Genomic DNA, 24,444 nt, shown 5'->3' on the forward strand with positions numbered 1-24,444 from the left:
ACTTATTCTCCCATACACCTCTACTTTTTTTTTTGGTTTTTTTTTTTGTTTTCTTTGGGTTGTGCCTCCGGTGCGGCCCCGGGGCGGGGGCGGGGGCGGGGGGGCCCCTCTCTCACATCTCTCGCACTGCTCGCTACGGCAGGTTGCGCGCCATCACGATCCGCTGCACCTGGTTGGTGCCCTCGTAGATCTGGGTGATCTTGGCGTCCCGCATCATCCGCTCGACCGGGTAGTCACGGGTGTAGCCGTAGCCGCCGAGCAGCTGGACGGCGTCCGTGGTGATCTCCATGGCGGCGTCCGAGGCGTAGCACTTGGCGGCGGCGCCGAAGAAGGTCAGGTCCTCGTCCTTGCCGCCGGCCGAGATGCGCTCGGACTTGGCGGCCGCGGCGTAGGTGAGCTGACGGGCCGCCTCCAGCTTCATGGCCATGTCGGCGAGCATGAACTGGACGCCCTGGAAGTCGGCGATCGGCTTGCCGAACTGCTTGCGCTCCTGGACGTAGCCCTTGGCGTAGTCCAGGGCGCCCTGGGCGACGCCGAGCGCCTGGGCCGCGATGGTGATGCGGGTGTGGTCCAGGGTCTTCATGGCGGTGGCGAAGCCGGTGCCCTCGGCGCCGATCATGCGGTCGGCGGGGATGCGGACGTTGTCGAGGTAGACCTCGCGGGTCGGCGAGCCCTTGATGCCGAGCTTCTTCTCCGGGGCGCCGAAGGAGACGCCCTCGTCGCCCTTCTCCACGACGAAGGCGCTGATGCCCTTCGAGCGCTTCTCGGGGTCGGTGACGGCCATGACCGTGTAGTACTCGGAGACACCGGCGTTGGTGATCCAGCGCTTGACGCCGTTCAGCACCCAGTAGTCGCCGTCGCGGACGGCCTTGGTCTTCATGCCGGCCGCGTCGGAACCGGCGTCCGGCTCGCTCAGGCAGTACGAGAACATCGCGTCGCCCTTGGCCAGCGGGCCCAGGTACTTCTTCTTCAGCTCCTCGGAGCCGGAGAGGATCACCGGCAGCGAGCCGAGCTTGTTGACCGCCGGGATGAGGGAGGAGGAGCAGCAGACACGGGCCACTTCCTCGATCACGATGACGGTGGCCAGCGCGTCGGCGCCGGCACCGCCGTAGGCCTCCGGTACGTGGACGGCGTGCAGGTCGTTGGCGACCAGCGCGTCGAGCGCCTCCTGCGGGAAGCGCGCCTCCTCGTCCACGGCGGCGGCGAACGGCGCGATCTTCGCCTCGGCGAGCGAGCGCACCGACTCACGGAGCATGTCGTGCTCCTCCGACGGCCGGTACAGGTCGAAATCAGCGGTTCCCGCCAACGTTTCTCACTCCCTGAGAGCTGTACTGAAGTGCTAACTACCGTTAAGTAACCCGTTACGTCACGCGATTCTAGGCGTCGGACCGGGTTCCGGGTACGTGAGGTTGCCGACAAGATACGGAGGTGGGTGGGACCAGCGGCTGGAGTGCTCCGTTCCGCGCGCGACTATGCTCGTCCAGCGCCATTTTTCCCCGTAAGTGTCTGGAGCATCCATGGCCCTCAAGATCACCGTGATCGGCACCGGCTACCTCGGCGCGACCCACGCCGCAGCCATGGCCGAGCTGGGTTTCGAGGTGCTGGGCCTGGACGTGGTCCCCGAGAAGATCGAGATGCTGCAGCGGGGCGAGGTCCCGATGTACGAGCCGGGCCTGGAGGAGCTGCTGCGCCGCCATGTCGCCGGGATCGAGGGCTCCAGCGGCCGGCTCCGCTTCACCACCTCCTACGAGGAGGCCGGCGCCTTCGGCGACGTGCACTTCGTCTGCGTGAACACTCCGCAGAAGCACGGGGAGTATGCGTGCGACATGTCGTACGTGGAGGCCGCCTTCGCGTCGCTGGCGCCGCATCTGACCCGGCCCACCCTCGTCGTCGGCAAGTCGACGGTGCCGGTGGGCAGCGCGGCCCGGCTCGCGGAGCGGCTGGCGGCGCAGGCCCCGGCCGGCGAGGCCGCCGAGCTGGCCTGGAACCCGGAGTTCCTGCGTGAGGGCTTCGCCGTCCAGGACACCCTGCGCCCGGACCGGATCGTCGTCGGTGTCGCGAGCGAGCGGGCCGAGGAGCTGCTGCGCGAGGTGTACGCGACGCCGATCGGTGCGGGCTCGCCGTTCATCGTCATGGACTACCCGACGTCCGAGCTGGTGAAGACCTCCGCCAACTCCTTCCTGGCGACGAAGATCTCCTTCATCAACGCGATGGCGGAGGTGTGCGAGGCGGCCGACGGCGATGTGGTGAAGCTGGCCGAGGCGATCGGGCACGACGAGCGGATCGGCAAGAAGTTCCTGCGGGCCGGGATCGGCTTCGGCGGCGGCTGTCTGCCCAAGGACATCCGGGCCTTCATGGCGCGCGCCGGTGAGCTGGGCGCCGACCAGGCGCTGACGTTCCTGCGCGAGGTCGACTCGATCAACATGCGGCGGCGCGGCCACATGGTCGAGCTGACCCGTGACGCGGTGGGCGGCGGCTTCCTGGGCAAGCGGGTGGCCGTACTGGGCGCGACGTTCAAGCCGGACTCGGACGACGTACGCGACTCCCCCGCGCTCAATGTGGCCGGTCAGATCCACCTCCAGGGCGGCCAGGTCACCGTCTACGACCCCAAGGGCATGGAGAACGCCCGGCGGCTCTTCCCGACCCTGGGATACGCGGACACCGCTCTGGAGGCGGTGCGCGGCGCGGATGTCGTGCTGCACCTCACGGAGTGGCGCGAGTTCCGCGAGCTGGACCCGGCCATGCTCGGCGAGGCGGTCGCCGAGCGCCGCATCCTGGACGGCCGCAACGCCCTCGACCCGGAGCTGTGGCGCAAGGCGGGGTGGACGTATCGGGCGCTGGGCCGCCCGCAGGCGTAACGAACTCTCAGTCGCTCAGTCGGACTCCGCGCGTCTGGCGCGGTAGGTCCGCATCTTCGCCCGGCTGCCGCAGACCGCCATGGTGCACCAGCGGCTGCGGCCGGCCGGGCTCTTGTCGTAGAAGGCCCACCGGCAGTCGTGGGCCTCGCATGCCTTGAGGCGGGTCCAGGTGCCGTCCGCGACCGCGGTCGCGATGCCGGCGGCGATACGGGCGGTGAGGCGGTGTGCGCCCTGAAGGCCGAGGGCCGGGCGCAGCGCGGCGCCGACTTCGGGGTCGACGGCCAGTACGAGGGGCGCGGCGGCCAGCAGCCGGTCCAGTGTGCGGGCCGCGTCGTCGGGCAGGGCGGTGCGGGCGGTGTGCGCCAGACAGACCGCCCGTAGCGCCTCGCGCAGCTCCTGCAGCTCCCCGATCGCCGCCAACGCGCCTTGTTCTGAGGTGAGTTCGGGCAGGCCGTGGTCGCGGAGGAAGGCATGGAGGCCGCCGTCGGCGGTCAGCGCGTCCTCGCCGGTCTCGATGTCGAGGGTGTTCACCAGGTCCTGCACCAGGAGCAGGGAATCCGGAGCTGTTCGGGCTGCCACCCTTGCCACGTTACCGGCTGGAGGCGATGATGCAGTAACGAAGTTACCGGTTGAACCGATCAGGAGGTAACGTCATGGCGCTCATCTCGCTCGGTGTCGTCGCGCTCGACTGTCCCGACCCCCGCGCGCTCGCCGACTTCTACGCCGAGGTCCTCGGCTGGCGGGCCGAGGGCGAGGGCGACTGGTTCGAGGTCGCCGGACCGGACGGCCGGAAGCTCGCCTTCCAGCAGGTCGCGGACTACCGTCCGCCGCAGTGGCCCGGCCAGGAGCAGCCGCAGCAGCTCCATCTCGACTTCGACGTACGGCCGGCGGACATCGACGAGGCCGAGCGCAAGGTCCTCGCGCTGGGCGCCAAGCTCGTCCAGAGCGACGAGGGCGTACGCGACTTCCGGGTCTATCTCGACCCGGTCGGGCACCCCTTCTGCCTCTGCATGTGCGAGCGGTAGCCGACCGGCCGGGTCACACCCGCGCCCCGTCCAGCCGTCCGATGGTCGCCGTCGACGGGACCCGGCGGCCCCGGACCGAGCGGGCGGCGGACTCCGCGCCGCGCAGCGCCCGGAGCGCGTTTCCCCAGGTCAGACCGGCCAGATCGCGGACCGACCAGCCCCGGTCGATGAGTTCGGCGATCAGCTGGGGGTAGCTCGCGACATCCGGCAGCGGGCCGCGGTGCGCGGTGTCCGTCTCCCTGTCCGTGTCGAATCCGGCGCCGATGCCGACATGGTCCGGGCCGGCCACCGTCCGCACATGGTCGAGATGGTCGGCGATGTCCTGCACGGACACCGGGGCACCGGCGCGCGCGATGTACTCGGGGGTGAAAGTGACCATGCAGATGCCGCCGTTGCGGGGCAGCTGCGAGAGGACGTCGTCGGGGACGTTGCGGACGTGGCCGGTGACCGCGCGGGCCGCCGTACTGCACAGGAACGCCGGGGACTTGGCGACCGCGAGGGTGTGCCGCATGGTGTCGGCGGAGGCGCAGGAGAGGTCGATCAGCATGCCGAGGCGGTTCATCTCGCGGACCACCTCCTCGCCGAACGGCGTCAGCCCGCCGGCCTTGGGCTCGTCGGTCGCCGAGTCCGCCCAAGGGGTGTTGCGGTCCGCGGTGAGCGCCAGCGCGCGTACGCCGAGCCGGTGGAAGGCGCGCAGGACGCTCAGCGAGCTGTCGATGGCGTGGCCGCCGGCGGGCCCGAGCAGTGAGGCGATCCGGCCGTGGTTGCGGGCCTCGGTGACGTCGTCGGCGGTCAGCGCCAGGCGCAGCGCCTCGGGATGGGTGCGGACCAGCGCGCGCACGAAGTCGATCTGCTCCAGCGTCGCGCTGACGGCCTGTTCGCCGGTCAACTCGGACGGCACCCGGAGGGACCAGAACTGGCCGCCGACGCCGCCGGCCCGCAGCCGGGGGATGTCGGTGCACAGCGATGCCTCGCCCTGGTCGAGGTCGACGCGCCGGCCGGGTGCCGAATCGTCGCCGGTGCGCTGCCGCAGTGCCCAGGGCAGGCCATTGCAGCCGTCGACGACGGGGTGGGCGGCGAGCAGGGCGCGGGCCATGGCGAGCGGACCTCGCTGGTCGACCAGGAGCAGGGGTCTCGGTATCCGGCGGCCCGCCTCGATGGCACCGGCGGCAGCCGTGCTGCCCTCTTCCTGCTGCTCGGGCACGAGATCGGCCATGGCGGCCCTCCCTGGTGGGACGGTGGTAGAACCACGGTGGCACGGGTGTCGCAACGGTTCGCGGTGAGCGATCCGTACGAGTTAGGGCCTGTCCGATGGGTCAGGGTCGGAAAGGCCCTCACGTATGCGTTCGCATTCCGGCCCGGCGGGCCGCACCGCTACGGCGGCCCGCCGATGCGCCGTCGGCCCGCCTCCGGCCTACTCGCCTCCGCCGTCCAGCTGCTCGATCGTCGCGAGGGACGGGCCGCGCGTTTCCTGCTCCGCGCGGGCGACGTCCTCGGCGGCGCGCAGCGTACGGACCGCGTTCTGCCAGGTGAGTTTGGCGAGGTCGGCCGGGGACCACTTGCGGTCCAGCAGCTCGGCGAGCAGCCGCGGATAGCTCGCGACATCGGTCAGGTCCGCCGGGGTGAAGGCGGTGCCGTCGTAGTCGCCGCCGAGGCCGAGGTGGTCGATGCCGGCGACCTCACGCATATGGTCGAGGTGGTCGGCGACGGTCGCGGCGGTGGCCTCCGGCATCGGGTGCCGGTCCTGGAAGGCGCGCTGCACCCGCATCGCCTGGGGGGTGGTCTCCAGGTGGTGGAAGCCGTGCGCCCGCATGTTCTCGTCCGCGCGCAGCACCCACTCGCCGACCTCGGGCAGCACGAACTTGGGGACGAAGGTGGCCATCGCGATGCCGCCGTTGGCGGGCAGCTGGGCGAGGACGTCGTCGGGGATGTTGCGCGGGTGGCCGCAGACCGCGCGGGCCGACGAGTGCGAGAAGATCACCGGCGCGGTGCTGACCCGGAGCGCGTCGCGCATCGTCTCCGCGGCGACGTGCGAGAGGTCGACGAGCATGCCGAGGCGGTTCATCTCACGGACGACCTCCTCGCCGAAGGCGCTGAGGCCACCCGCCCGCGGCTTGTCCGTCGCCGAGTCCGCCCAGGCCAGCGAGTCGTTGTGGGTGAGCGTCAGATAGCGGACGCCCAGCTGGTACAGCGCGCGCAGGGTGGCCAGCGAGTTGTCGATGGAGTGGCCGCCCTCGGCGCCCATCAGGGACGCGATGACGCGGTCCGCGCGGGCGGCCTCCATGTCGTCGGCGGTGAACGCCAGCCGCAGATCGTCCGGGTAGCGGGCGGCCAGCTGCCGTACCGCATCGATCTGTTCGAGGGTGGCGCTGACCGCGGTGTCGCCCTGGTAGTCGGACCGTACGTAGACCGACCAGAACTGGGCGCCGACACCGCCCGCGCGCAGCCGCGGCAGGTCGGTGTGCAGATACTCCGACTGGTCGACGGCGATATCGCGCTGGTCGAGGTCGTAGCGGACCTGCTGGCGCAGCGCCCAGGGCAGATCGTTGTGACCGTCCACGATGGGGAACTCGGCGAGGATCCCGGCGACCCGCGGGTCCGGCGTCGCGGCGGCCGGCATCAGTTCCCCCCGAAACCGAAGCCGGCCGGGGAGGCGACCTTGTTGCGCAGCCGCTTGCCCTTCTCGGTGGCCTGGTCGTTCAGCTCCTGCTGGAACTCCCGCATCCGGCCGAGGAGTTCGGGGTCGTGGGCGGCGAGCATGCGGGCGGCGAGCAGCCCGGCGTTACGGGCCCCGGCGACGGAGACGGTGGCGACCGGCACCCCGGCGGGCATCTGCACGATGGACAGCAGCGAGTCCATGCCGTCCAGGTACTTCAGCGGGACCGGCACGCCGATGACCGGCAGCGGGGTGACGGAGGCGAGCATCCCGGGGAGGTGGGCCGCTCCCCCGGCGCCCGCGATGATCGCCTTCAGGCCGCGCCCGGCGGCGTCCTCGCCGTACGCGATCATCTCGCGCGGCATGCGGTGCGCCGAGACGACATCGACCTCGTAGGGGATCTCGAACTCGTCGAGGGCCTTGGCGGCGGCTTCCATGACGGGCCAGTCGGAGTCGGACCCCATGACGATGCCGATGAGGGGGGAACTGGTCGGGCTCATTCGGTGATCGTTCCTCGCAGATAGCCGGCGGCGTGCGCGGCGCGCTCGCGCACGTCGGCCAGGTCGTCGCCGTAGGTGTTGACGTGGCCGACCTTCCGGCCCGGCTTCACGTCTTTGCCGTACATGTGAATCTTCAACTGCGGATCGCGTGCCATGCAATGCAGGTACGCGGCATACATGTCCGGATAGTCGCCGCCGAGAACGTTGGCCATCACCGTCCAGGTGGCGCGCGGCCGCGGATCACCGAGCGGGAGGTCGAGGACGGCGCGGACGTGGTTGGCGAACTGCGAGGTGATCGCGCCGTCCTGGGTCCAGTGGCCGGAGTTGTGCGGGCGCATGGCGAGCTCGTTGACGAGGATGGCGGGCTCACCGGAACCCTGGTCCCGGATCTCGAACAGCTCGACCGCCAGATGCCCGACGACATCCAGCTCGTCCGCGACCCGCAGGGCGAGCTGCTGCGCCTGGGCGGACAGCCGCGGCGACAGGTCCGGCGCCGGGGCGATCACCGTGTCGCAGACACCGTCGACCTGGATCGACTCCACGACCGGATACGCGACGGCCTGTCCGTGCGGCGAGCGGACGACGTTGGCGGCCAGTTCCCGGACGAAGGAGACCTTCTCCTCGGCGAGTACGGGCACTCCCGCGAGGAACGGCTCGGCGGCTTCCTTGGAGGATCGTACGATCCATACGCCCTTGCCGTCATAGCCCCCTCGGACGGTCTTGAGGACCACCGGAAAGCCGTCGCCCTCCGCCGCGAAGCGCTCGACATCCGCGGGGTCGGAGACGACCCGGTGACGCGGGCAGGGAGCGCCGATCGCATCGAGCTTCGCCCGCATCACCCCCTTGTCCTGGGCGTGCACCAGCGCATCGGGGCCGGGACGGATGGGAATCCCGTCCGCCTCCAGTGCGCGCAAGTGCTCGGTGGGCACATGCTCATGATCGAAGGTGAGCACATCGCAGCCACGGGCGAAGGCGCGCAGCGTGTCCAGGTCGCGGTAGTCGCCGATGACGACCTCGCTGACCACCTGGGCCGCCGAGTCCTGCGGGGTGTCGCTGAGGAGCTTGAACTTGATGCCGAGGGGGATACCCGCCTCGTGGGTCATACGGGCGAGCTGACCGCCGCCGACCATGCCGACTACCGGGAACGTCACGCCCCCAGGGTATCCGCCCGGGGGCGCCGCCCCGACCTCGGGTTGGATGATCCTCCAAGATCGCGTGTTCGATGACCGGCCGGTTGAAGATCAACAGGGGCGGCTAGGGTCGAGCCGGGCGGGGGCTCGGCGAGGGCGGGGAGGCCCGTATGGGGAGCGGTGGCATACCGAGGATCAACTCCAGGCTGCTGGTGATCGCCGTCGCGATCGCCGCACTGCTGATCGCGGCTCATTCGGTGATCAGCCAGCTGTCGGGGCCGAAGGTCTATGACGCGGACAGTACCGAGATATCCGTCGGGGCCGGCGACCGCTTCGCCGTGCAGCTCGCGGAGGACCCCACCGACGGCTACCGCTGGATCATCGCCGAGCCCCGCCCCGACCCGGCCGTCGTGAAGGCCGCCGGCGGGCACCTCGACCCGGACGAGCCGCCGCCCTCCGGCGAGGGCGGCTCCCGCTATCTCGACTTCGAAGCGGTCCACGCCGGCCGTACGGACCTGCGGCTGGTGCGCTGCCGGCGCTGCACCGCGGGCGCGGCCGACGAGCCCGGCGCCCGCAGCCTCAACTTCCGCGTCACGGTCCGCTGACCGCCCCCGCCGCACGGCCCCGGAAGGGCCTCCGGGGCGGCGTCCGGCCGGACTCGACAGGTGGCGGGCAGCGCCTCCGACCGCTGGTTAGCATGAGGGAGCGGACCAGCGTTGACGGCCGCGAATCCGGCCACGACGGGGAGCTGAACGAACACCATGAGTGAACGGAGCGCACTGCGGTCGCGGCTGGAGGCGCTCATCCGGGAAGTGGTGAAGTTCGGTACGGTCGGCGGCGCCGGGGTCGTCGTGAACTTCGCGGTGTTCAACCTCGTACGGCAGCTGACCGAGATCCCCGTCGTCCGGGCCAGCATCATCGCGACGGTCGTGGCGACCGGCACCAACTACCTCGGCTACCGCTACTTCACCTACCGCGACCGCGACAAGCGGGGCCGCACGAAGGAACTCACGCTCTTCCTGCTGTTCAGCGTGGTCGGCCTGGTCATCGAGAACGGCATCCTCTACGCCGCCACCTACGGGTTCGACTGGGACAGCCCGCTGCAGAGCAACGTGTTCAAGTTCCTCGGCATCGGCATCGCCACGCTCTTCCGCTTCTGGTCCTACCGCACCTGGGTCTTCCGTACGCTGCCCGCGCGGGACCCCCTGATGAGCGCGGCGAGCGCCGAGTCCCACCTCGCCGACGACTCCCAGCGGCCGCACAGCGCCTCCCGCAGGTAGCCACCGCGACCCGGCCGCCCCGCAAGGGCCGTACGCGCCTCAGCCCTCGCTCGCCTCGGCCTCCCGGGCCAGGAACAGCGCGAAGACCGGCGGATGCTGCTGGAGCAGCTCCAGCCGCCCGCCGTCCGCCTCCGCCAGATCACGGGCGACCGCGAGCCCCAACCCCGTGGAGTTACGGCCGGAGACCGTCCGCTCGAAGACCCGCGAGCCGAGGTCCGGCGGCACCCCGGGCCCCGCGTCGGTGACCTCGACGACCGCCTGATTGCCCGTGACGCGGGTACGCAGCGCGACCGTGCCGTCCCCGTGCATCAGCGAGTTCTCGATCAGGGTGGCCAGCACCTGGGCCACCGCACCCGGAGTGCCGACCGCCCGCAGCGACTTCGTGCCGGAGCGGACGATGGCCCGCCCCGCGCTGCGGTACGCCGGCCGCCACTCCTCGATCTGCTGCTTGACGACCTCGTCGAGGTCGAAGGCCACCGCCGAGCCGGTGCGGGGGTCGCGGGAGTTGGTGAGCAGCCGCTGGACGACATCGCTGAGCCGGTCCACCTGGGCCAGCGCGATCATCGCCTCCTCCTTGACCGTCTCCGGGTCGTCGGTGCCCGTGATCTCCTCCAGCCGCATGGACAGCGCGGTCAGCGGCGTCCGCAGCTGGTGCGAGGCGTCGGCGGCCAGCCGGCGCTCGGCCGTCAGCATCCTGGCGATCCGCTCGGCGCTGGCGTCCAGCACATCCGCGACCCGGTCCAGCTCCTGCACGCCGTAGCGGCGGTGGCGCGGGCGCGGGTCGCCGGAGCCCAGCCGCTCGGCCGTCTCGGCGAGGTCGGTGAGCGGGGCGGTCAGCCGGCGGGCCTGGCGGACGGCCAGGATGACCGCGGCGGCGATCGCCAGCAGCGCGACGGCCAAGATGACCAGCAGCGTCCGGCCGATCTCCGCGCTGACCGTGGCGCGGGACTCCTGGACCGTGACGGACTCGCCCCGATCGCCGCCGACATGCGACTCGATGACATCGCCGGAGGGACGGTTCCCGATCTCGATCGGCGGCTTGCCCGGCACCTTGATCTCGGCGTACCGGTGCGAGGTGATCTGCTCGGAGAGGATGTCCGGGGTGATCTTCTCGCCGCTGCCCAGCCGGCTCTCCACGATCCCCACGAGCCGGACCGCCTCGGACGCCACGCTCTCCTGCGCGCCCGACTGGATCGTGCGGGTCTCGACGATGACGAGCGAGACACCGAACACGGCGATCACGACAAGCACCACGGCGAGCGTGGAATTGATCAAGCGACGGCGCACGGGCTGCTGGCTCTTTTCAGCTTTTTTCGAAGCGGAAGCCGACACCGCGGACGGTGGCGATGTAGCGGGGGTTGGCCGCGTCGTCACCGAGCTTCTTGCGGAGCCAGGAGATATGCATGTCCAGCGTCTTCGTGGACGACCACCAGGTGGTGTCCCACACCTCGCGCATCAGCTGGTCGCGGGTGACGACCCGGCCCGCGTCCCGCACCAGCACCCGCAGCAGGTCGAACTCCTTCGCCGTGAGCTGGAGTTCCTCCTCGCCCATCCAGGCACGGTGCGACTCGACATCGATCCGTACGCCGTGGGTGGCGGGCGGCTGCTGGGGCTCGGAGCTGGAGCCGCGGCGCAGCAGGGCCCGTACGCGGGCGAGGAGTTCGGCGAGCCGGAAGGGCTTGGTGACGTAGTCGTCGGCGCCGGCGTCCAGGCCGACGACGGTGTCCACCTCGTCGGCGCGGGCGGTCAGCACCAGGATGGGGAAGGAGTGGCCTTCGTTGCGCAGCCGGCGGGCGACCTCCAGGCCGTCCATACCCGGCAGGCCCAGGTCGAGCACGAGCAGGTCGATATTGCCCTGGAGACCGGCGTCGAGCGCCGTGGGGCCGTCCTCGCGCACCTCGACTTCGTAACCCTCGCGGCGCAGAGCGCGGGCGAGCGGCTCCGAGATGGACGCGTCATCCTCGGCGAGCAGTACACGGGTCATGGCCCGATGGTAGTCCGATGCGTTGGGACCCAGGGGCGGTGCTGCGCGGATGGGCGACGACGGACCGTTTCAACGGTGATCATGGCCATGAGCTGCGGGCCCTTGAGTGGGGCGACTTCGGAAGGTTCCCGACCCGAATGTGAGCGTTGTCTCACGGCTGTCAAACGAGCGTTAACGCGACGTATGGTGTCCGGACGTCCGTCGCACAACTCCGGGACCGTGACTCTTCACTAAGGGCCAGCGGTCCCTGTTGTGTGCAGGGCTGGTACCACCAGTCCTGAACACAGTGAATGACCTGACGACCGGGTCCGCCGCGCAGCAGCACGGGGGGCGTGGATCCCGGTGTACGACCGTCCTGCCGGCCCCGCCTCGCGTGGTGCCGAACCCCCGGACGTGGGGGTGGACGCGTCTACACCAGGACCGGTCAACCCCCACAAGGGCGCGTATCGGGACTCTCGAACGCGTCCCGAGCAGACGAAGGAAACTTCCATGGCGTCCAGCCTGACGAAGGGCGCCGCCGAGCAGGGAACCCCTGCAGACGGCGGCAAGACCTTCTTCGGCCACCCCCGCGGCCTGGCCCCTCTCTTCATGACCGAGATGTGGGAGCGCTTCAGCTATTACGGCATGCGCGCCCTGCTCGTGGTCTATCTGATCTCCGGCGGCCCGGACGCCGAATCGGGCGCCCAGGGCGGCGGTCTGGCCATGAACGCGGCCACCGCCTCGGCCATCTACTCCATCTATGTGGCGATGGTCTATCTGCTGGCCCTGCCCGGAGGTTGGTTCGGCGACCGTATCTGGGGCCCGCGCAAGACCGTCGCGGTCGCAGCCTGCGTGATCATGAGCGGCCACCTGGCGCTGGCCGTACCGGGCCAGGCGATGTTCTTCGTCGGTCTGGCGCTGGTCGCGGTGGGCTCGGGTCTGCTGAAGGCCAACATCTCGACGATGGTCGGCCACCTCTACGACGGCCCCCAGGACCCGCGCCGGGACGGCGGCTTCACGGTCTTCTACATGGGCATCAACATCGGTGCCTTCGCGGCGCCGCTGGTCATCGGCACCGTCGGCCAGAGCGTCAACTGGCACCTGGGCTTCGCTCTGGCGGCGCTCGGTATGGGCCTGGGCCTGGTGTCGTTCCTGATCGGCACCCGCCACTTCAGCCCGCAGTCCAGCGTCGTGCCGTCCCCGCTGCAGGCGGAGGAGCGCACCATGTGGCTGCGCAAGGGCCTGATCTGGGTCGCCGTCGCCGCGGTCTTCTACGGCGTGGTCGGCTTCACCGGTCACTTCACCCTGAACTGGGCGGTGGTCCCGCTCGCCCTGCTCGGCCTGATCATTCCGATCACGGTCCTGGCGCGCATCAAGCGCGACAAGGAGCTGACCGACACCGAGCAGACCAAGGTCAGCGGCTACATCTGGTTCTTCGTGGCCGCCGCGGTGTTCTGGATGATCTTCGACCAGGCGGGCTCGACGATGTCGATCTTCGCGGAGAAGAAGACGAACGGCGAGGTCTTCGGGCTGAGCTTCCCGTCCTCGTGGTTCCAGTCCGTGAACCCGCTCTGGGTCATGGCCCTCGCCCCGGTGTTCGCCTGGCTGTGGCTGCTGCTGGCACGCCGCGACCGCGAGCCGAGCACCACGGTGAAGTTCTCGATGGCGATGCTCTTCATCGGCGCCTCGTTCGCCGTCTTCATCGTCCCGATGATGATGGCCTCGGACGGTACGAAGGTCAGCCCGATGTGGCTGCTCTCCATCTACATGATCCAGACCATCGGCGAGCTCTGCCTGTCCCCGGTCGGACTGTCGGTGACCACCAAGATGGCGCCGGCGAAGTACGCGAGCCAGATGCTGGGCGTGTGGTTCCTGGCCGTCACCGCGGGCGACTGCATCGTCACCCTGCTGTCCACGGCCGGCGCGGACCTGAGCGGTATCCCGGTGCTGGCCGTCGAGGCCGGGATGGCCATGCTGGCCGGTTTGGCGATCTACCTGAGCCGCAAGAAGATCATCGCGCTCATGGGCGACGTCCACTGACGCGACCCGCAACCATGGAAGGGCCCGGTACGCCGCTGCGTACCGGGCCCTTCCGGTGTCCTGGCGGCCGGTGTCCTACCGGTGCAGCCGCCGCCACGGGGTGAAGGTGAAGACCGCGCCGCCGAGCAGGATGACGGTGCCGGCGACGAGGCCGAGCGCGGTCAGGCCGCCCTGGTCGCTCGCGCCGGTCTCGGCCAGGCCGCCGCCGCTGCCGCCCGAGACGCTGGCCGGTCCCGCCGCGCTGCCGCCGGAGGCCGCGCCGGACGTGCCGCCGGAGGTGCCGCCGGACGTGCCGCCCGGCTGGGCCGAGGTGTCCAGCGTGAGCGAGACGCCCGGGTCCTTCTCCGGGGTGCAGGTCGTGGTCGTCCCGAGGGCGTTGACGGTGAGCACGCCCGGGGTCAGCGTCGCCTTGCCGCTGGCACCCGGTTTGTACGTGCCCTTGAGGTCGGGGATCTCAATCGGGTCGCCGGACTTGATGGGCTCAGGGTTCGTCGGGCCCTCCACCTTGACCGTCCCCTTGTCCGCGCCGCCCACCTTGACGTCCATCGACGGCTTGACCGAGTCCTTGGGAATGTCCGCCGGACTGTCCATGACGGACTTGCGGAACTTCACAGTAAGGTCGTAACCGCCGCTCTTCTTCACGGCGTTGATCTGCACCGGCGAGGTCGCTTTCTTGTCGCCGATGGGGGTCTTGCAGGCGTACGGGACCTTCACTTCCTTGCCCGTATACGAGGTGCCGTCGGGGTCGCCACCGGAGCCGCCGGAGCCACCGGTCGAACCCGCGCTCGTCCCGCCATCGGTGGTGCCCCCGCTGGTGCTGCCGCCGGAGGTCGTACTGCCAGAGGTGCCGCCGCTGGTACCGCCGCCGGTCGTACCTCCGGAATCGCCCCCGCCGTCGGTCACCGTGATGGTGACCGCGGGCTTCACCTCTTCCTTGGGCGAGCACTTGGTGTCCGTGGAGATCGGCTTGTTGACGTTGATGTTGTAGAAGCCGGGCGTCAGCGTGACCTCACCGGGCTTCTCCAACTTCAGCTTGCCCTTCATGTCGGACAGCGTCATCGGGCTGTTCTTGGGGATCGGCGGATTCTCCCGCGGTCCCTGCATCGCCAGATCCCCGGTCTGCGCCCCGGCCACCTTGATCGTGCCGGTCGGCTGGACGGTGTTCTCCGCCAGGTCGAGGATGTCGGGGTTCTTGGAGGCCGCCTCGACGGTCTTCCACACCACCTCGATCTCCTCGCCGACCTTCGCCGTCGCGGGCGCGCTGACCTCCACCTTCGTGGTGCCCTCGATCGGCGGCAGCCCCGATATCGGCGGCGGCAGACACTCCGTCTTGTACGCCGTTTCCGCCGCCTGGGCGGGCCCGGCCGCGGTCATGACGCCCGCACCCGCGAGCACCAGCGCGGCCACCGAGGCCACACCCGCGCTCCTCCGTTGTCTCATCAGCCTCATCAGCGTCATCACGCAGAACCTTTCGACGTCGGTCGTTCGGTTGATGTGGTGGTGGACGGTGCGGTGTCCGGGGTGAACCACGGCAGCGCGGCGGACTCGCCCGGCGTACCGGGGTCTTCCGTGCACCGAGTGGTACTTCTTCCGGTGGTGGAGCTTCCGGTGGTGGAGCTTCTTCCGGTGGTGGTCGTACGGCGCGGGCGTACGCGGTCCACGATCGCCATCCCGATGCGGAACACCGCCGTCGGAACCACCACGCCCAGCAGCACCCAGAAGAGCGTCACGCCCCACGGCCTGCCGACCCCCCACGGCTGTTCGACGAGGACCTTGCCGCCGTACTTGAGGGAGACCAGATGGTCCCCGTGCGCGCCGGCCGCCAGCTCCACCGGCAGCCTGACCTCGGCCTTCTTCCCGGCGGGTACGGTCCCCCGCCACTGCTGCTCCTCCCACTCGGGCGCGAACACGCCGTGCGAGGTGCCCACTTGGAAGACCGGGTCCTTGGCCGGTGTCGAGCCGAGATTGCCGACCGTGACGGTCAACTCGCGCTGCGGCGGGGCGCCGAACCAGGTCAGCAGGCCGCTGCTGCCCTCAAGCCGCGGCTGGGCGAGCACCGTCAGCCGTCCGCCGGTGCTCTCCTTGGGCAGCGGCGCGACCGGATGGCCCGCCACCTTGAACGCGGCGTCCGCGGCGTCCGGCGTGCCGGTCACGGTCGCCACATGCACCACACAGGGACAGGGCTTCGGCGGCTCGGCCACCGGGAGGCTCTTACGGAAGGCACCGTTCCGGTCCGTGGTGACGGCCCGTCCGTCGCCGTTGGCGCAGGCGTTGGTGCCGCCGATCATGTTCTGCCCGCAGATCAGCAGCGTGAGCAGCGTCTTGGGCCGCCAGCCGCGCCCGGTCACGGTGAGGGTGCCGCCCTTGCCCGCCTCCTTCTTGGAGACGTGGACGGAGGGCCCGTCGGCTGCGGAGGCGTGGGCGGTCGTGGCGGTCATGGCGGTCCTGGCGGGGAACAGGACGAGCAGGAGGGCCGCGCACAGCACGAGCGCGGCCGCACCCCGACGCGGGAGACGGGGCACCGCGACCGCGGCGCCGGTGAGAGCCGTCGACATACCTTCCCCCATTGCCTCAAGGGCATGGGAGGTGCCCCCATCGCCGTTCACGATCGCACCCCTGATCCGGTCCTGGTTCTCGCCAATTCCCGTACTCCTTCGGCCACTTCGCCGCCCGTTGCCCGATGGCCACCACCGCTGCCGTCCTCAGCACCCGGGTCCTTGCCCACCCGGTCCGGGCCCTCCGGTTCCACGCCCGCCGGGGCCGTTTCTGTCCGCTCCGCCCGTCTCCGCCGCCGTACGACGGCCCACCCGCCCGCGCCCACCATGAGGACGAGCGCCACGCCGGCGGCCGCGCCCCACGGGACCGGGGTGTAGGCGGCCGTGGCCGAACCGTGCGCGCCGTCCTCCGCCGTCGCGGTGAGCCGTACGTCCACCGCGTCCAGACCGGGCGGATCGGGCCAGGCCTCGGTACGGTCGACGCGCTGACCGGGCAGCAGCTCGACCGGCAAGGTGCGGGCGGCGCGGCGCAGCACCGGGCCGAACAGGCCGTCGGCGCGCACCGCGAGCCGCGGTCTGAGCACCGTGTTACCCCGGTTGACCAGCGCGTACCGGATCACCGCCGCGCTCCCCCGCCCGCTCACCGCCACGTTCTCGACGGTCAGCGCGGACAGCGTCGGCCCGGTCACCCGCAGATGAACCCGCACCCGGATCCGCTCGCCCGGCCGGCCCTCCTTCCCTTCCGTGCCCCCTGTACCCCCCTTGCCTTCCTTGCTCTCCGCGCTCTCCTTGCCCTCGCTGGTAGCGACGATCGTTCCGGGGTGGTCGCCGGGGACCGCGTCACGCGGCACGGTCACCGAGAACGGCACGCTCGCGCGCGTACGCGCCGGGACCTTCACCTCCTTCGCCCCGAGCGCGATCCACGAACCGGCGTCCGCGCCGCGCAGCCGTACGGTGACGGGCCGGCCGGAGGGGTTGCTGACGGACAGCCGGTCGTTCATGACGGTGCCGGGGCCGCCCTCCAGGTAGAAGTACGGGCGGTCCTGCGGGCCCGGCCGGGCCCCGTCACCGGGCGCGGGCGCAGCGGACCAGCCCGGCGCGGACGCTGTGGTCGAGGCGGCGGCCGGGCGGGCCACGGCCACGCCCGCGGCAGGGCACAGCAGCACGGCGGCGGCCCCGAGGACCGCGCCCCTGACCGCTGCGCGAGTACGGAACGGCATCGCGGCTCCCTGGTGCTCATGGGGTACCTCCCATGCCGTTCGGGCCATGGGGAGCGTACGGAGTGCGGGGGTTCGAGGGGGTACGGGTACGTCCCCGCCTCAGGCCCGCTGCCGGCCGGCGCGGCGGGTCAGCCAGAGCGCACCTGCCGCGCCGGCCAGCAGCACCGTGCCGCCGAGGGTGCCCAGCGCGATGGCGGAGTCGGCGGGTCCGGTCTGCGGCAGCTGACTGCCGGACGAGCCGCCGGCGGCCGCACCGCCCGTGCTCCCGCCCGAACCGCCGGATCCCTTGACGTCCAAGGTGAGCGAGGGCTTGGGGTTGTTGTTGGGCGTGCAGGTCGTGGTCGTCCCCAGGGCCTTGATGGTGAGCGTCGAGGCCGTGAAGGTGACCTTGCCGCTGCCCTTGGGCGTGTAGGTGCCGCTCAAGTCGCTGATCTTGATGGGGGTGTTGGCCGGTATCGCCTCGTCATTGGCGGGCCCGGAGACCGGCACCGTACCGCTCTCCGCGCCGCCCAGCTTGATCAGCGCGCTGGGCTTCATCGCGCCCTTGCCCAGTTCCACGGGGCTGGAGGAGACGCCCTTTTGGAAGGACATGACGAGTTTGTACGCACCGCCGCTCGGGGTGCTCTTGATGTCGATGGGCGATACCGCGCCCTTGTTGCCGATCGGTGTCTTGCACTGGTAGTCGACGTCGACGACCTCGGCGTGTGCGGCCGGAGCGGTGAGCATCACCGCGGACCCCGCCGCCATCGCCACGGCCGCGGCCAGGCCGGCCGCCCGGCGCGGGCGCCTGCCGTGCTGTTCGCAGAAGCGGGCCACCTTGAGTTCCCCTTCTCCCGGGTAACGCACCGCCGGTCATTACTGACGGCACATCAGATTGGGCGCTCAAGGTACGCCCGGGACCTTGCCGAGGGAAGGCAAAGAACAGCCTCGATGTCCGAGTTCGACAGCCCGGTGCGCGACAGGGTGTGCGCACACGACAAAGCGCGGGCCCGCAGGCCCGCGCTGGACTTCCCTCGGCTCGCCCGGCCTTCAGGACGGTGCGGCGAGCTCCGCCCAGACGGTCTTGCCCGCGCCGTCCTGGTTGCGCACGACGCCCCAGTCCAGGCAGAGACGCTGGACGATGAACATGCCGTGGCCGCCGGGGCGCCCGGGGCGGTGCGGGCTGCGCGGCGCCGGTGAGCCCGCACCGAGGTCGCTGACCTCCAGCCGCAGCACCTTGGCGGTGCAGCGCAGCCGCAGTTCCTCCGGCCCTTCGGCATGCAGGCAGGCGTTGGTGACGAGTTCGGAGACGACCAGCAGCACATCCTCGGCCGCGGCGCGCTGGTCGCCGTTGGCGGCCGGCAGCCAACCCCAGTCGTGCAGGGCCTGCCGGGCGAAATCGCGGCCACGCGCGACGGCCCCTCGGGTGCCCGCCAGGCGCAGCCGGCGGACCTGCCCCACCGGAGCGGCGGCCGGGGCAGCGGCGGAAGCAGCGGCGTTGGCCGACTCCGGACCGAGGTCGCCCGGCGGGTACGGCCGGGTGGTGCTCATCAGCGCTTCACCTCACCGATTCGCCTTTTCACGGGAACAGATACCTGACTGATTCAACGGATTCAGATGTCTCCTGCCCGACCGGACCGTGAGAACACCCACTTCTTGGGTACGGAAGTTGTGACACGTACTACGTGCCCGGAATGAATGCTTCCGGACACCGCTGTCACATCAGTCGGCCAGCGCCGCTTCGAGAGAGTCATGCACCGTGAAAACCGCCTCCGCGCCAGTGATCTCGAAGACCCGGGCAACCACCGGCTGCATCCCGGCCAGATGAACCCCGCCCCCCGCGGCCTCCGCTTTCAGGCGCGCACCGAGCAGCACATTGAGTCCGGTGGAATCCATGAACTCAAGGGGTGAGCAATCCACTACGAGGCGTGCGTATCCGTCATCCACGCATCCTTCGAGTGACTCACGCAACAAATCGGCGGTGTGGTGATCGAGCTCACCCGCGGCGGTCACGACCGCGCTGGCACCGTGATGCCGGATCGCGACGTGTAGCCGGCCCTGGCTTGCACTGCCGACCATCCCGCGGCCCATGCGCGCGCACCCCTCTTGCTGTCTCGGCGACTGATTTGCTTACGACTGCGCTCGGTAAACCCTACGCCTTCATGACGGCCACGGGTAGCCGAACAATCCGCATATTGCGCGAAATACGGACAACACGCACTTGCCATCTTCCGGCAAAGCCAGGTAGGCGTAGAAGGACACATTCGAAACGGCCGGCTTTGGAGGCGCCGCACACCGCAGCTTCGCGTAGAGGCATCGGCAGCCATATGCCGAGAACGATGGAGGAGACCATGTCACCCCGGCTCGACGAATTGCGCACCGAACACATCCGGCAGCACGCATCGTCGGCACCCCCGTCCGACCCGACCGGGCACATCCCTTCCCAGCCAATCCCTGTCGAATCAGATCTGGCAGGAATGCCTGAGATCGAGGGTCTGCCCGAGATCCCGCCGTTCGACGAGGTGGGTCCGGTGGACGCGAGGGCTCTGTCCAAAACCCTCTTCGAGCGTCTGGAAACGCTGGAGGAAGGCACCCACGAATTCGCGTACGTCCGCAACACGCTGGTCGAGCTCAATCTCGCCCTGGTGAAGTTCGCGGCCTCCCGGTTCCGCTCCCGCAGCGAACCCATGGAGGACATCGTCCAGGTCGGCACCATCGGCCTGATCAAGGCGATAGACCGCTTCGAACTCAGCCGTGGCGTCGAGTTCCCGACGTTCGCGATGCCGACCATCGTCGGCGAGATCAAGCGCTTCTTCCGCGACACCAGTTGGTCGGTGCGCGTACCGAGGCGTCTGCAGGAACTGCGCCTGGACCTCGCCAAGGCCGGCGACGAACTGGCACAGAAGCTGGACCGCGCACCCACGGTGAAGGAACTCGCCGACCGCCTCGGCATCACCAATGACGAGGTCGTCGAAGGGATGGCCGCGAGCAACGCGTACACCGCGAGCTCGCTGGACGCGCAGCCCGAAGAGGACGACAGCGAAGGCGCGCTGGCGGACCGCATCGGCTATGAGGACAACGGTCTCGAAGGCATTGAGTATGTCGAATCGCTCAAGCCGCTGATCGCCGAACTCCCGCCGCGCGACCGCAAAATCCTCTCGCTGCGTTTCGTCGCCAATATGACGCAGTCCGAGATCGGCGAGGAGCTGAACATCTCTCAGATGCACGTCTCCCGGCTGCTCTCCCGCACGCTCGTACGGCTCCGCAAGGGGCTGATGGTCGAGGAGTGACGGACCGCGGTCACTGCCGGCCCGCCGGCCGGCAGCCGCCCGCGCAGAGGAGGGCCTGCCCCGAGGGCTACTCGGGACGGGCCCTCCTCTGCGTGAGGGGTCCGACGATGGCCGTCGGCCGAACCCGCCGGCCGGCGGCGGGACCGGTTCCTCAGACGCGAACCCCCTTGTGCCACACGTCCGTGACGAGCGGTACGCCCGGCCGGTAGGCGAGGTGGACGTGGGACGGCGCGTCGAGCAGCGCGAGGTCGGCGCGGGCGCCGGGGGTGATCCGGCCGACGTCCGTGCGGCGCAGGGCGCGGGCGCCGCCCTCGGTCGCCGACCACACCGCCTCGTCGGGTGTCATCCCCATGTCGCGGACGGCCAGCGCGATGCAGAACGGCATGGAACTGGTGAAGGACGAGCCGGGGTTGCAGTCGGTGGACAGGGCGACGGTGGCGCCGGCGTCGAGCAGCCTGCGGGCGTCGGGCCACTCGGCGCGGGTGGAGAACTCGGCGCCCGGCAGCAGGGTCGCGACGGTGCGGGAGTTGGCGAGGGCGTCGATGTCCGCCGGGGTGAGGTGGGTGCAGTGGTCGGCGGACGCGGCGTCGAGTTCGACGGCGAGCTGGACGCCGGGGCCGTGGCCGAGCTGGTTGGCGTGGACGCGCGGCTGGAGGCCCTTGGCCTTGCCCGCGGTGAGGACGGCGCGCGCCTGTTCGCCGTCGAAGGCGCCCTTTTCGCAGAAGACGTCGACCCAACGGGCGTGCGGGGCGCAGGCGTCCAGCATCGGGCCGGTGACCAGATCGACGTAGCCGGCGGGGTCGTCGGCGTAGTCGGGCGACACGATATGGGCGCCGAGGAAGGTGACTTCGTCGGTGTGCGCGGCGGCGATGCGCAGCGCGCGGGCCTCGTCCTCGACGGTGAGGCCGTAACCGGACTTGGTCTCCTGGGTGGTGGTGCCCTGGCGCAGCGCTTCGGCGAGGTAGCGGGCGACGTTGGTGTGCAGTTCCTCGTCGGTGGCGGCGCGGGTGGCGGCGACCGTGGTGCGGATGCCGCCGGCGGAGTAAGGGCGGCCGGACATGCGGGCGTTGAATTCCGCGGTGCGGTCGCCGCTGAAGACGAGGTGGGAGTGGGAGTCGACGAAGCCGGGGATGCCCGCGCGGCCGGCCGCGTCGACGGCGTTGTCAGTGGCGGGTGCTTTGCTTGATTCACCGACCCAGGCGATGCGGTCGCCGTCGATGACGACCGCCGCGTCCTGGATCAGACCGAGGGGGCCTTCACCGAGGGAGGGGTCGTTGGTGACGAGCTGGGCGATGTGGGTGATGGCGGTGGTCGGCGCGGAGGTCGTCGTCATCGCGGGGGTGTTCTCCTTCAGCGGCGTCGGACGCGTGGGCGGCGTGGCGGACGTCGGGCTCGTCAGCCGTGTACGGCGGCGATGGATTCGGCGAGTGCGGTGGGGACGTCGGCGAGCAGCGTGTGCCGGCCGTCTCGCACGATCTGCCGGCCTCCGACGACCGTGTGCCGCACATCCGCCGCGGAGGCGGCGAATACGGCCGTCTCGGCGCCCAGTCGGGGCAGCGGTCCGGCGGTGCGTACGGAGTCCAGCGCGATGGTGGTGAGATCGGCGAGCGCGCCGGTCCGGATGGCGCCCGCGTCGTCCCAGCCCAGGGCGGCGTGACCGTCGACGGTCGCGGCGCGCAGCAGGGCGGCGGCGGTCCAGTGCCCGCGGGTGCGGGTGCGCAGCCGCTCGTCGAGCTCCATGGCGCGGGCCTCTTCGAGCAGGTCGATGACGGCGTGACTGTCGCTGCCGAGGGACAACGGGCTGCCGTGGGCCTGGAGTCGGACGGCCGGGCCGATGCCGTCGGCGAGGTCGCGTTCGGTCGTCGGGCACATGCAGACGCCGGTGCGGGTGCCGCCGAGCAGGCCGATGTCGTCGGCCGTGAGGTGGGTGGCGTGCACGGCCGTGGTGCGCGGGCTCAGAGCGCCGTGGTCGGAGAGCAGCTGGGTGGGGGTGCGGCCGTGGGCGTCGCGGCAGGCGTCGTTCTCGGCGGTCTGCTCCGAGAGATGGACGTGCAGCGGGGCCCGCCGCTCGCGGGCCCAGTCGGCGACGGTGCTCAGCTGGCCGGCGGGGACGGCGCGTACGGAGTGGATCGCGGCGCCGATGCGAGCGTGCTCGCGGCCGCCCTTGAGGGCGTCGGCCCGCTGGGCCCAGGCGTCGGCGGTGCCGTCGGAGAAGCGCAGCTGGTGCTGGTTGGGCGGGTCGCCGAAGCCGGCGGAGAGATAGGCGGTGTCGAGGAGGGTGATGCGGATGCCGGCGTCGGCGGCGGCCGCGATGAGGGCCTCGCCCATCGCGTTGGGGTCGTCGTAGCGGGTGCCGCCGGGCGCGTGGTGAAGGTAGTGGAATTCGCCGACGCAGGTGATGCCGGCCAGCGCCATTTCGGCGTAGACGGCGCGGGCGAGGGCGTAGTAGCTGTCGGGGGTCAGCTTGTCGGCGACGCTGTACATGACGTCGCGCCAGGTCCAGAAGGTCCCGGAGCCGACCTGCACGGTGCCGCGCAGCGCGCGGTGGAAGGCGTGCGAGTGGGCGTTGGCGAGGCCGGGCAGGGTCAGGCCGCGCAGCGCGACGGCGCCGGGCGGCGGGGTGCCGGTCCCGGTGCGTACCGCCGTGATCCGCCCGTCCGCCACGTCCAGGACCACGCCCGGCTCGACGTGCGTGCCGAGCCAGGCGTGTTCGAGCCAGAACGCAGTGGGTGCAGGGGGTGTTGCCCGCGTCGGTGTTGCCTGCGGCGTCAGCGGCACGCCAGCCCCTCCAGTACGTCGGCGAGTGCGGTGACCCCGGCGACGCAGTCGTCCTCGGCCGCCGTTTCGGCGGGCGAGTGCGAGACGCCGGTGGGATTGCGTACGAACAGCATGGCGGTGGGGACGGTTCCGGACAAAATACCGGCGTCGTGTCCGGCGCCGGTGCCGAGGACCGGCACCGCCCGCTCCCCGGTCTTGCCGAGGATCGCGCCCAGCTCGTCCCGCAGGGCGTGCTGGAACTCCACGACGGGGGTGAAGGATTCACGGACGACGGTCAGGTCCACGCCGTCGCGTGCGGCGCGTTCGGCGGCCGCCCGCTCGATCCCGGTGATCACGGTGTCCAGGGTGTCCTGGTCGGCGGCGCGGGAGTCCAGCCAGCCGCGCACCAGCGAGGGGATCGCGTTGACGCCGTTCGGCTCCACGCTGATCTTCCCGAAGGTGGCCAGGGCGCCGGCCAGCCGGGCCTGCTCGCGGGCGGCGAGCACGGTCGCGGCGTAGCTGAGCATCGGGTCGCGGCGGTCCTCCAGGCGGGTGGTGCCGGCGTGGTTGGCCTCGCCGTGGAAGTCGAACCGCCAGCGGCCGTGCGGCCAGATGGCGGAGGCGATACCGACCGGGTCTCCGGAGAGGTCCAGGGCGCGCCCCTGCTCGACGTGGAGCTCGACGAACGCGCCGATCCTGGCGAGCCGTTCGGGGTCCGGTCCGATGCTCTCGGGGTCGTATCCGGCGTGCTCCATGGCCTGCGGCAGGGTGATGCCGTCCGCGTCGCGCAGCCGGTGGGCCGCTTCGGCGGTGAGCGCCCCGGCGGCCAGCCGGGAGCCGACGCAGGCGAGGCCGAAGCGGGCGCCTTCCTCGTCGCCGAAGTTGACGATCGCCAAGGGCTTGCCGAACTCCGCTCCCCTTCGGCGGAGTTCGTCGAGCGCGGCGAAGGAGGAGACGACGCCGAGCGGCCCGTCGAAGGCGCCGCCGTCCGGTACGGAGTCCAGGTGCGAGCCGGTGACGACGGCATCGCCCGCGGTCACGTCCTGGTATGTCGCCGCGCCGAGCCAGGCCCACTGGTTGCCGTTGCGGTCCAGCTCGTAGGCGAGTCCGCGGGCTTCGGCCTGCGCCCGGAACCATGCGCGGCAGTCGGTGTCCGCGCCGGTCCAGGCGTAGCGGCGGTAGCCCCCGGAGGAGGAGTTGCGGCCCATGGGCCGCCGCACCCCACCCCACAAAAGGGAACACCGCCGGCAC

General features: G+C 70.8%; 23 protein-coding genes. 6 read left to right on the plus strand and 17 right to left on the minus strand.

Translation table 11 applies throughout. From position 1 onward, the window contains the following. Positions 1-133: 133 nt before the first annotated feature. A complete protein-coding gene (locus AB0I10_RS34205; protein ID WP_363156592.1) occupies positions 134-1,306 on the minus strand; it encodes an acyl-CoA dehydrogenase family protein in 1,173 nt (390 codons plus the stop codon). Positions 1,307-1,517: 211 nt separating this feature from the next. Between AB0I10_RS34205 and AB0I10_RS34210 the strand changes: the two genes are divergently transcribed. Further along, positions 1,518-2,858: a UDP-glucose/GDP-mannose dehydrogenase family protein gene (locus AB0I10_RS34210; RefSeq protein ID WP_363156593.1), complete on the plus strand. Its 1,341-nt coding sequence runs from the start codon at positions 1,518-1,520 to the stop codon at positions 2,856-2,858. A gap of 15 nt (positions 2,859-2,873) precedes the next feature. Here the strand turns inward: AB0I10_RS34210 and AB0I10_RS34215 are convergent, their stop codons facing one another. Further along, entirely contained in the window at positions 2,874-3,437 is a 564-nt protein-coding gene (locus AB0I10_RS34215) for a CGNR zinc finger domain-containing protein (protein WP_363156594.1), read from the minus strand. Between the two features lie 74 nt (positions 3,438-3,511). Here AB0I10_RS34215 and AB0I10_RS34220 point away from each other — a divergent pair, with 74 nt between their 5' ends. Next, positions 3,512-3,883, plus strand: coding sequence for a VOC family protein (locus AB0I10_RS34220; RefSeq protein WP_363156595.1), 372 nt, complete (start codon positions 3,512-3,514; stop codon positions 3,881-3,883). 13 nt (positions 3,884-3,896) lie between these two features. On the opposite strand, the gene AB0I10_RS34225 is transcribed toward AB0I10_RS34220, so the two are convergent. From AB0I10_RS34225 to AB0I10_RS34240, 4 genes are all read right to left on the minus strand, one after another. Further along, positions 3,897-4,979, minus strand: a complete 1,083-nt coding sequence (locus tag AB0I10_RS34225) for a dipeptidase (RefSeq protein ID WP_363156614.1) — start codon at positions 4,977-4,979, stop codon at positions 3,897-3,899. A 318-nt stretch (positions 4,980-5,297) separates the two neighbouring features. Continuing rightward, positions 5,298-6,503, minus strand: a complete 1,206-nt coding sequence (locus AB0I10_RS34230) for a dipeptidase (RefSeq protein WP_363156596.1) — start codon at positions 6,501-6,503, stop codon at positions 5,298-5,300. Then, a complete protein-coding gene (purE, locus tag AB0I10_RS34235; protein WP_363156597.1) occupies positions 6,503-7,039 on the minus strand; it encodes a 5-(carboxyamino)imidazole ribonucleotide mutase in 537 nt (178 codons plus the stop codon). Before purE ends, AB0I10_RS34230 begins: the two co-directional genes overlap by 1 nt. After that, positions 7,036-8,190, minus strand: a complete 1,155-nt coding sequence (locus tag AB0I10_RS34240; RefSeq protein WP_363156598.1) for a 5-(carboxyamino)imidazole ribonucleotide synthase — start codon at positions 8,188-8,190, stop codon at positions 7,036-7,038. The genes purE and AB0I10_RS34240 overlap by 4 nt, the downstream gene beginning before the upstream one ends. Before the next feature lie 149 nt (positions 8,191-8,339). Between AB0I10_RS34240 and AB0I10_RS34245 the strand changes: the two genes are divergently transcribed. Then, positions 8,340-8,774 carry a protease inhibitor I42 family protein gene (locus AB0I10_RS34245; RefSeq protein ID WP_363156599.1) on the plus strand — a complete coding sequence of 145 codons (435 nt, stop codon included), beginning with the start codon at positions 8,340-8,342 and terminating at the stop codon, positions 8,772-8,774. Positions 8,775-8,930: 156 nt separating this feature from the next. Beyond that, positions 8,931-9,449, plus strand: coding sequence for a GtrA family protein (locus tag AB0I10_RS34250; protein WP_363156600.1), 519 nt, complete (start codon positions 8,931-8,933; stop codon positions 9,447-9,449). A 39-nt stretch (positions 9,450-9,488) separates the two neighbouring features. Here AB0I10_RS34250 and AB0I10_RS34255 read toward each other — a convergent pair whose 3' ends face one another. After that, the gene (locus AB0I10_RS34255; protein ID WP_363156602.1) at positions 9,489-10,736 is read right to left on the minus strand and encodes an ATP-binding protein; all 1,248 of its coding nucleotides are present in this window, start codon (positions 10,734-10,736) and stop codon (positions 9,489-9,491) included. Positions 10,737-10,752: 16 nt separating this feature from the next. Continuing rightward, positions 10,753-11,433 carry a response regulator transcription factor gene (locus AB0I10_RS34260; RefSeq protein WP_363156603.1) on the minus strand — a complete coding sequence of 227 codons (681 nt, stop codon included), beginning with the start codon at positions 11,431-11,433 and terminating at the stop codon, positions 10,753-10,755. 489 nt (positions 11,434-11,922) lie between these two features. Here AB0I10_RS34260 and AB0I10_RS34265 point away from each other — a divergent pair, with 489 nt between their 5' ends. Next, positions 11,923-13,452, plus strand: coding sequence for an oligopeptide:H+ symporter (locus AB0I10_RS34265; RefSeq protein WP_363156604.1), 1,530 nt, complete (start codon positions 11,923-11,925; stop codon positions 13,450-13,452). A gap of 75 nt (positions 13,453-13,527) precedes the next feature. On the opposite strand, the gene AB0I10_RS34270 is transcribed toward AB0I10_RS34265, so the two are convergent. The 6 genes from AB0I10_RS34270 to AB0I10_RS34295 all read right to left on the minus strand — a co-directional run bounded on the left by AB0I10_RS34270 (position 13,528) and on the right by AB0I10_RS34295 (position 19,237). Continuing rightward, the gene (locus AB0I10_RS34270) at positions 13,528-14,892 is read right to left on the minus strand and encodes a hypothetical protein (RefSeq protein WP_363156605.1); all 1,365 of its coding nucleotides are present in this window, start codon (positions 14,890-14,892) and stop codon (positions 13,528-13,530) included. 17 nt (positions 14,893-14,909) lie between these two features. After that, a complete protein-coding gene (locus tag AB0I10_RS34275) occupies positions 14,910-16,007 on the minus strand; it encodes a hypothetical protein (protein ID WP_363156606.1) in 1,098 nt (365 codons plus the stop codon). A 47-nt stretch (positions 16,008-16,054) separates the two neighbouring features. Next, positions 16,055-17,167, minus strand: coding sequence for a hypothetical protein (locus AB0I10_RS34280; protein ID WP_363156607.1), 1,113 nt, complete (start codon positions 17,165-17,167; stop codon positions 16,055-16,057). 99 nt (positions 17,168-17,266) lie between these two features. Continuing rightward, the gene (locus AB0I10_RS34285) at positions 17,267-17,983 is read right to left on the minus strand and encodes an LPXTG cell wall anchor domain-containing protein (protein ID WP_363156615.1); all 717 of its coding nucleotides are present in this window, start codon (positions 17,981-17,983) and stop codon (positions 17,267-17,269) included. A 213-nt stretch (positions 17,984-18,196) separates the two neighbouring features. After that, the gene (locus AB0I10_RS34290; protein WP_363156608.1) at positions 18,197-18,697 is read right to left on the minus strand and encodes an ATP-binding protein; all 501 of its coding nucleotides are present in this window, start codon (positions 18,695-18,697) and stop codon (positions 18,197-18,199) included. Positions 18,698-18,868: 171 nt separating this feature from the next. Beyond that, a complete protein-coding gene (locus AB0I10_RS34295) occupies positions 18,869-19,237 on the minus strand; it encodes an STAS domain-containing protein (RefSeq protein ID WP_363156610.1) in 369 nt (122 codons plus the stop codon). Between the two features lie 260 nt (positions 19,238-19,497). On the opposite strand from AB0I10_RS34295, the gene AB0I10_RS34300 reads away from it, so the two are divergent. Then, positions 19,498-20,436 (plus strand): RNA polymerase sigma factor SigF, encoded by a 939-nt coding sequence (locus AB0I10_RS34300; RefSeq protein WP_363156611.1) that lies wholly within the window; start codon positions 19,498-19,500, stop codon positions 20,434-20,436. 151 nt (positions 20,437-20,587) lie between these two features. Here the strand turns inward: AB0I10_RS34300 and hutI are convergent, their stop codons facing one another. The 3 genes from hutI to AB0I10_RS34315 all read right to left on the minus strand — a co-directional run bounded on the left by hutI (position 20,588) and on the right by AB0I10_RS34315 (position 24,401). Continuing rightward, a complete protein-coding gene (gene hutI, locus AB0I10_RS34305) occupies positions 20,588-21,769 on the minus strand; it encodes an imidazolonepropionase (protein WP_363156612.1) in 1,182 nt (393 codons plus the stop codon). A gap of 62 nt (positions 21,770-21,831) precedes the next feature. After that, positions 21,832-23,214 carry a formimidoylglutamate deiminase gene (locus tag AB0I10_RS34310; RefSeq protein ID WP_363156613.1) on the minus strand — a complete coding sequence of 461 codons (1,383 nt, stop codon included), beginning with the start codon at positions 23,212-23,214 and terminating at the stop codon, positions 21,832-21,834. Next, complete coding sequence (locus AB0I10_RS34315) at positions 23,205-24,401, minus strand: allantoate amidohydrolase (RefSeq protein WP_363156616.1); 1,197 nt, start codon at positions 24,399-24,401, stop codon at positions 23,205-23,207. The genes AB0I10_RS34310 and AB0I10_RS34315 overlap by 10 nt, the downstream gene beginning before the upstream one ends. Between the last annotated feature and the right edge of the window lie 43 nt (positions 24,402-24,444).

The sequence above is a fragment of the Streptomyces sp. NPDC050636 genome, assembly GCF_040654775.1.
Lineage (GTDB): Bacteria > Actinomycetota > Actinomycetes > Streptomycetales > Streptomycetaceae > Streptomyces.

Coding starts and splice junctions, on each gene's coding strand:
- AB0I10_RS34230 (WP_363156596.1), bottom strand. CDS start 6,503: ATGCCGGCCGCCGCGACGCCGGACCCGCGGGTCGCCGGGATCCTCGCC.
- AB0I10_RS34210 (WP_363156593.1), top strand. CDS start 1,518: ATGGCCCTCAAGATCACCGTGATCGGCACCGGCTACCTCGGCGCGACC.
- AB0I10_RS34260 (WP_363156603.1), bottom strand. CDS start 11,433: ATGACCCGTGTACTGCTCGCCGAGGATGACGCGTCCATCTCGGAGCCG.
- AB0I10_RS34225 (WP_363156614.1), bottom strand. CDS start 4,979: ATGGCCCGCGCCCTGCTCGCCGCCCACCCCGTCGTCGACGGCTGCAAT.
- AB0I10_RS34300 (WP_363156611.1), top strand. CDS start 19,498: ATGTCACCCCGGCTCGACGAATTGCGCACCGAACACATCCGGCAGCAC.
- AB0I10_RS34275 (WP_363156606.1), bottom strand. CDS start 16,007: ATGTCGACGGCTCTCACCGGCGCCGCGGTCGCGGTGCCCCGTCTCCCG.
- AB0I10_RS34245 (WP_363156599.1), top strand. CDS start 8,340: ATGGGGAGCGGTGGCATACCGAGGATCAACTCCAGGCTGCTGGTGATC.
- purE (WP_363156597.1), bottom strand. CDS start 7,039: ATGAGCCCGACCAGTTCCCCCCTCATCGGCATCGTCATGGGGTCCGAC.
- AB0I10_RS34290 (WP_363156608.1), bottom strand. CDS start 18,697: ATGAGCACCACCCGGCCGTACCCGCCGGGCGACCTCGGTCCGGAGTCG.
- AB0I10_RS34270 (WP_363156605.1), bottom strand. CDS start 14,892: ATGAGACAACGGAGGAGCGCGGGTGTGGCCTCGGTGGCCGCGCTGGTG.
- AB0I10_RS34250 (WP_363156600.1), top strand. CDS start 8,931: ATGAGTGAACGGAGCGCACTGCGGTCGCGGCTGGAGGCGCTCATCCGG.
- hutI (WP_363156612.1), bottom strand. CDS start 21,769: ATGACGACGACCTCCGCGCCGACCACCGCCATCACCCACATCGCCCAG.
- AB0I10_RS34265 (WP_363156604.1), top strand. CDS start 11,923: ATGGCGTCCAGCCTGACGAAGGGCGCCGCCGAGCAGGGAACCCCTGCA.
- AB0I10_RS34315 (WP_363156616.1), bottom strand. CDS start 24,401: ATGGGCCGCAACTCCTCCTCCGGGGGCTACCGCCGCTACGCCTGGACC.
- AB0I10_RS34280 (WP_363156607.1), bottom strand. CDS start 17,167: ATGCCGTTCCGTACTCGCGCAGCGGTCAGGGGCGCGGTCCTCGGGGCC.
- AB0I10_RS34295 (WP_363156610.1), bottom strand. CDS start 19,237: ATGGGCCGCGGGATGGTCGGCAGTGCAAGCCAGGGCCGGCTACACGTC.
- AB0I10_RS34220 (WP_363156595.1), top strand. CDS start 3,512: ATGGCGCTCATCTCGCTCGGTGTCGTCGCGCTCGACTGTCCCGACCCC.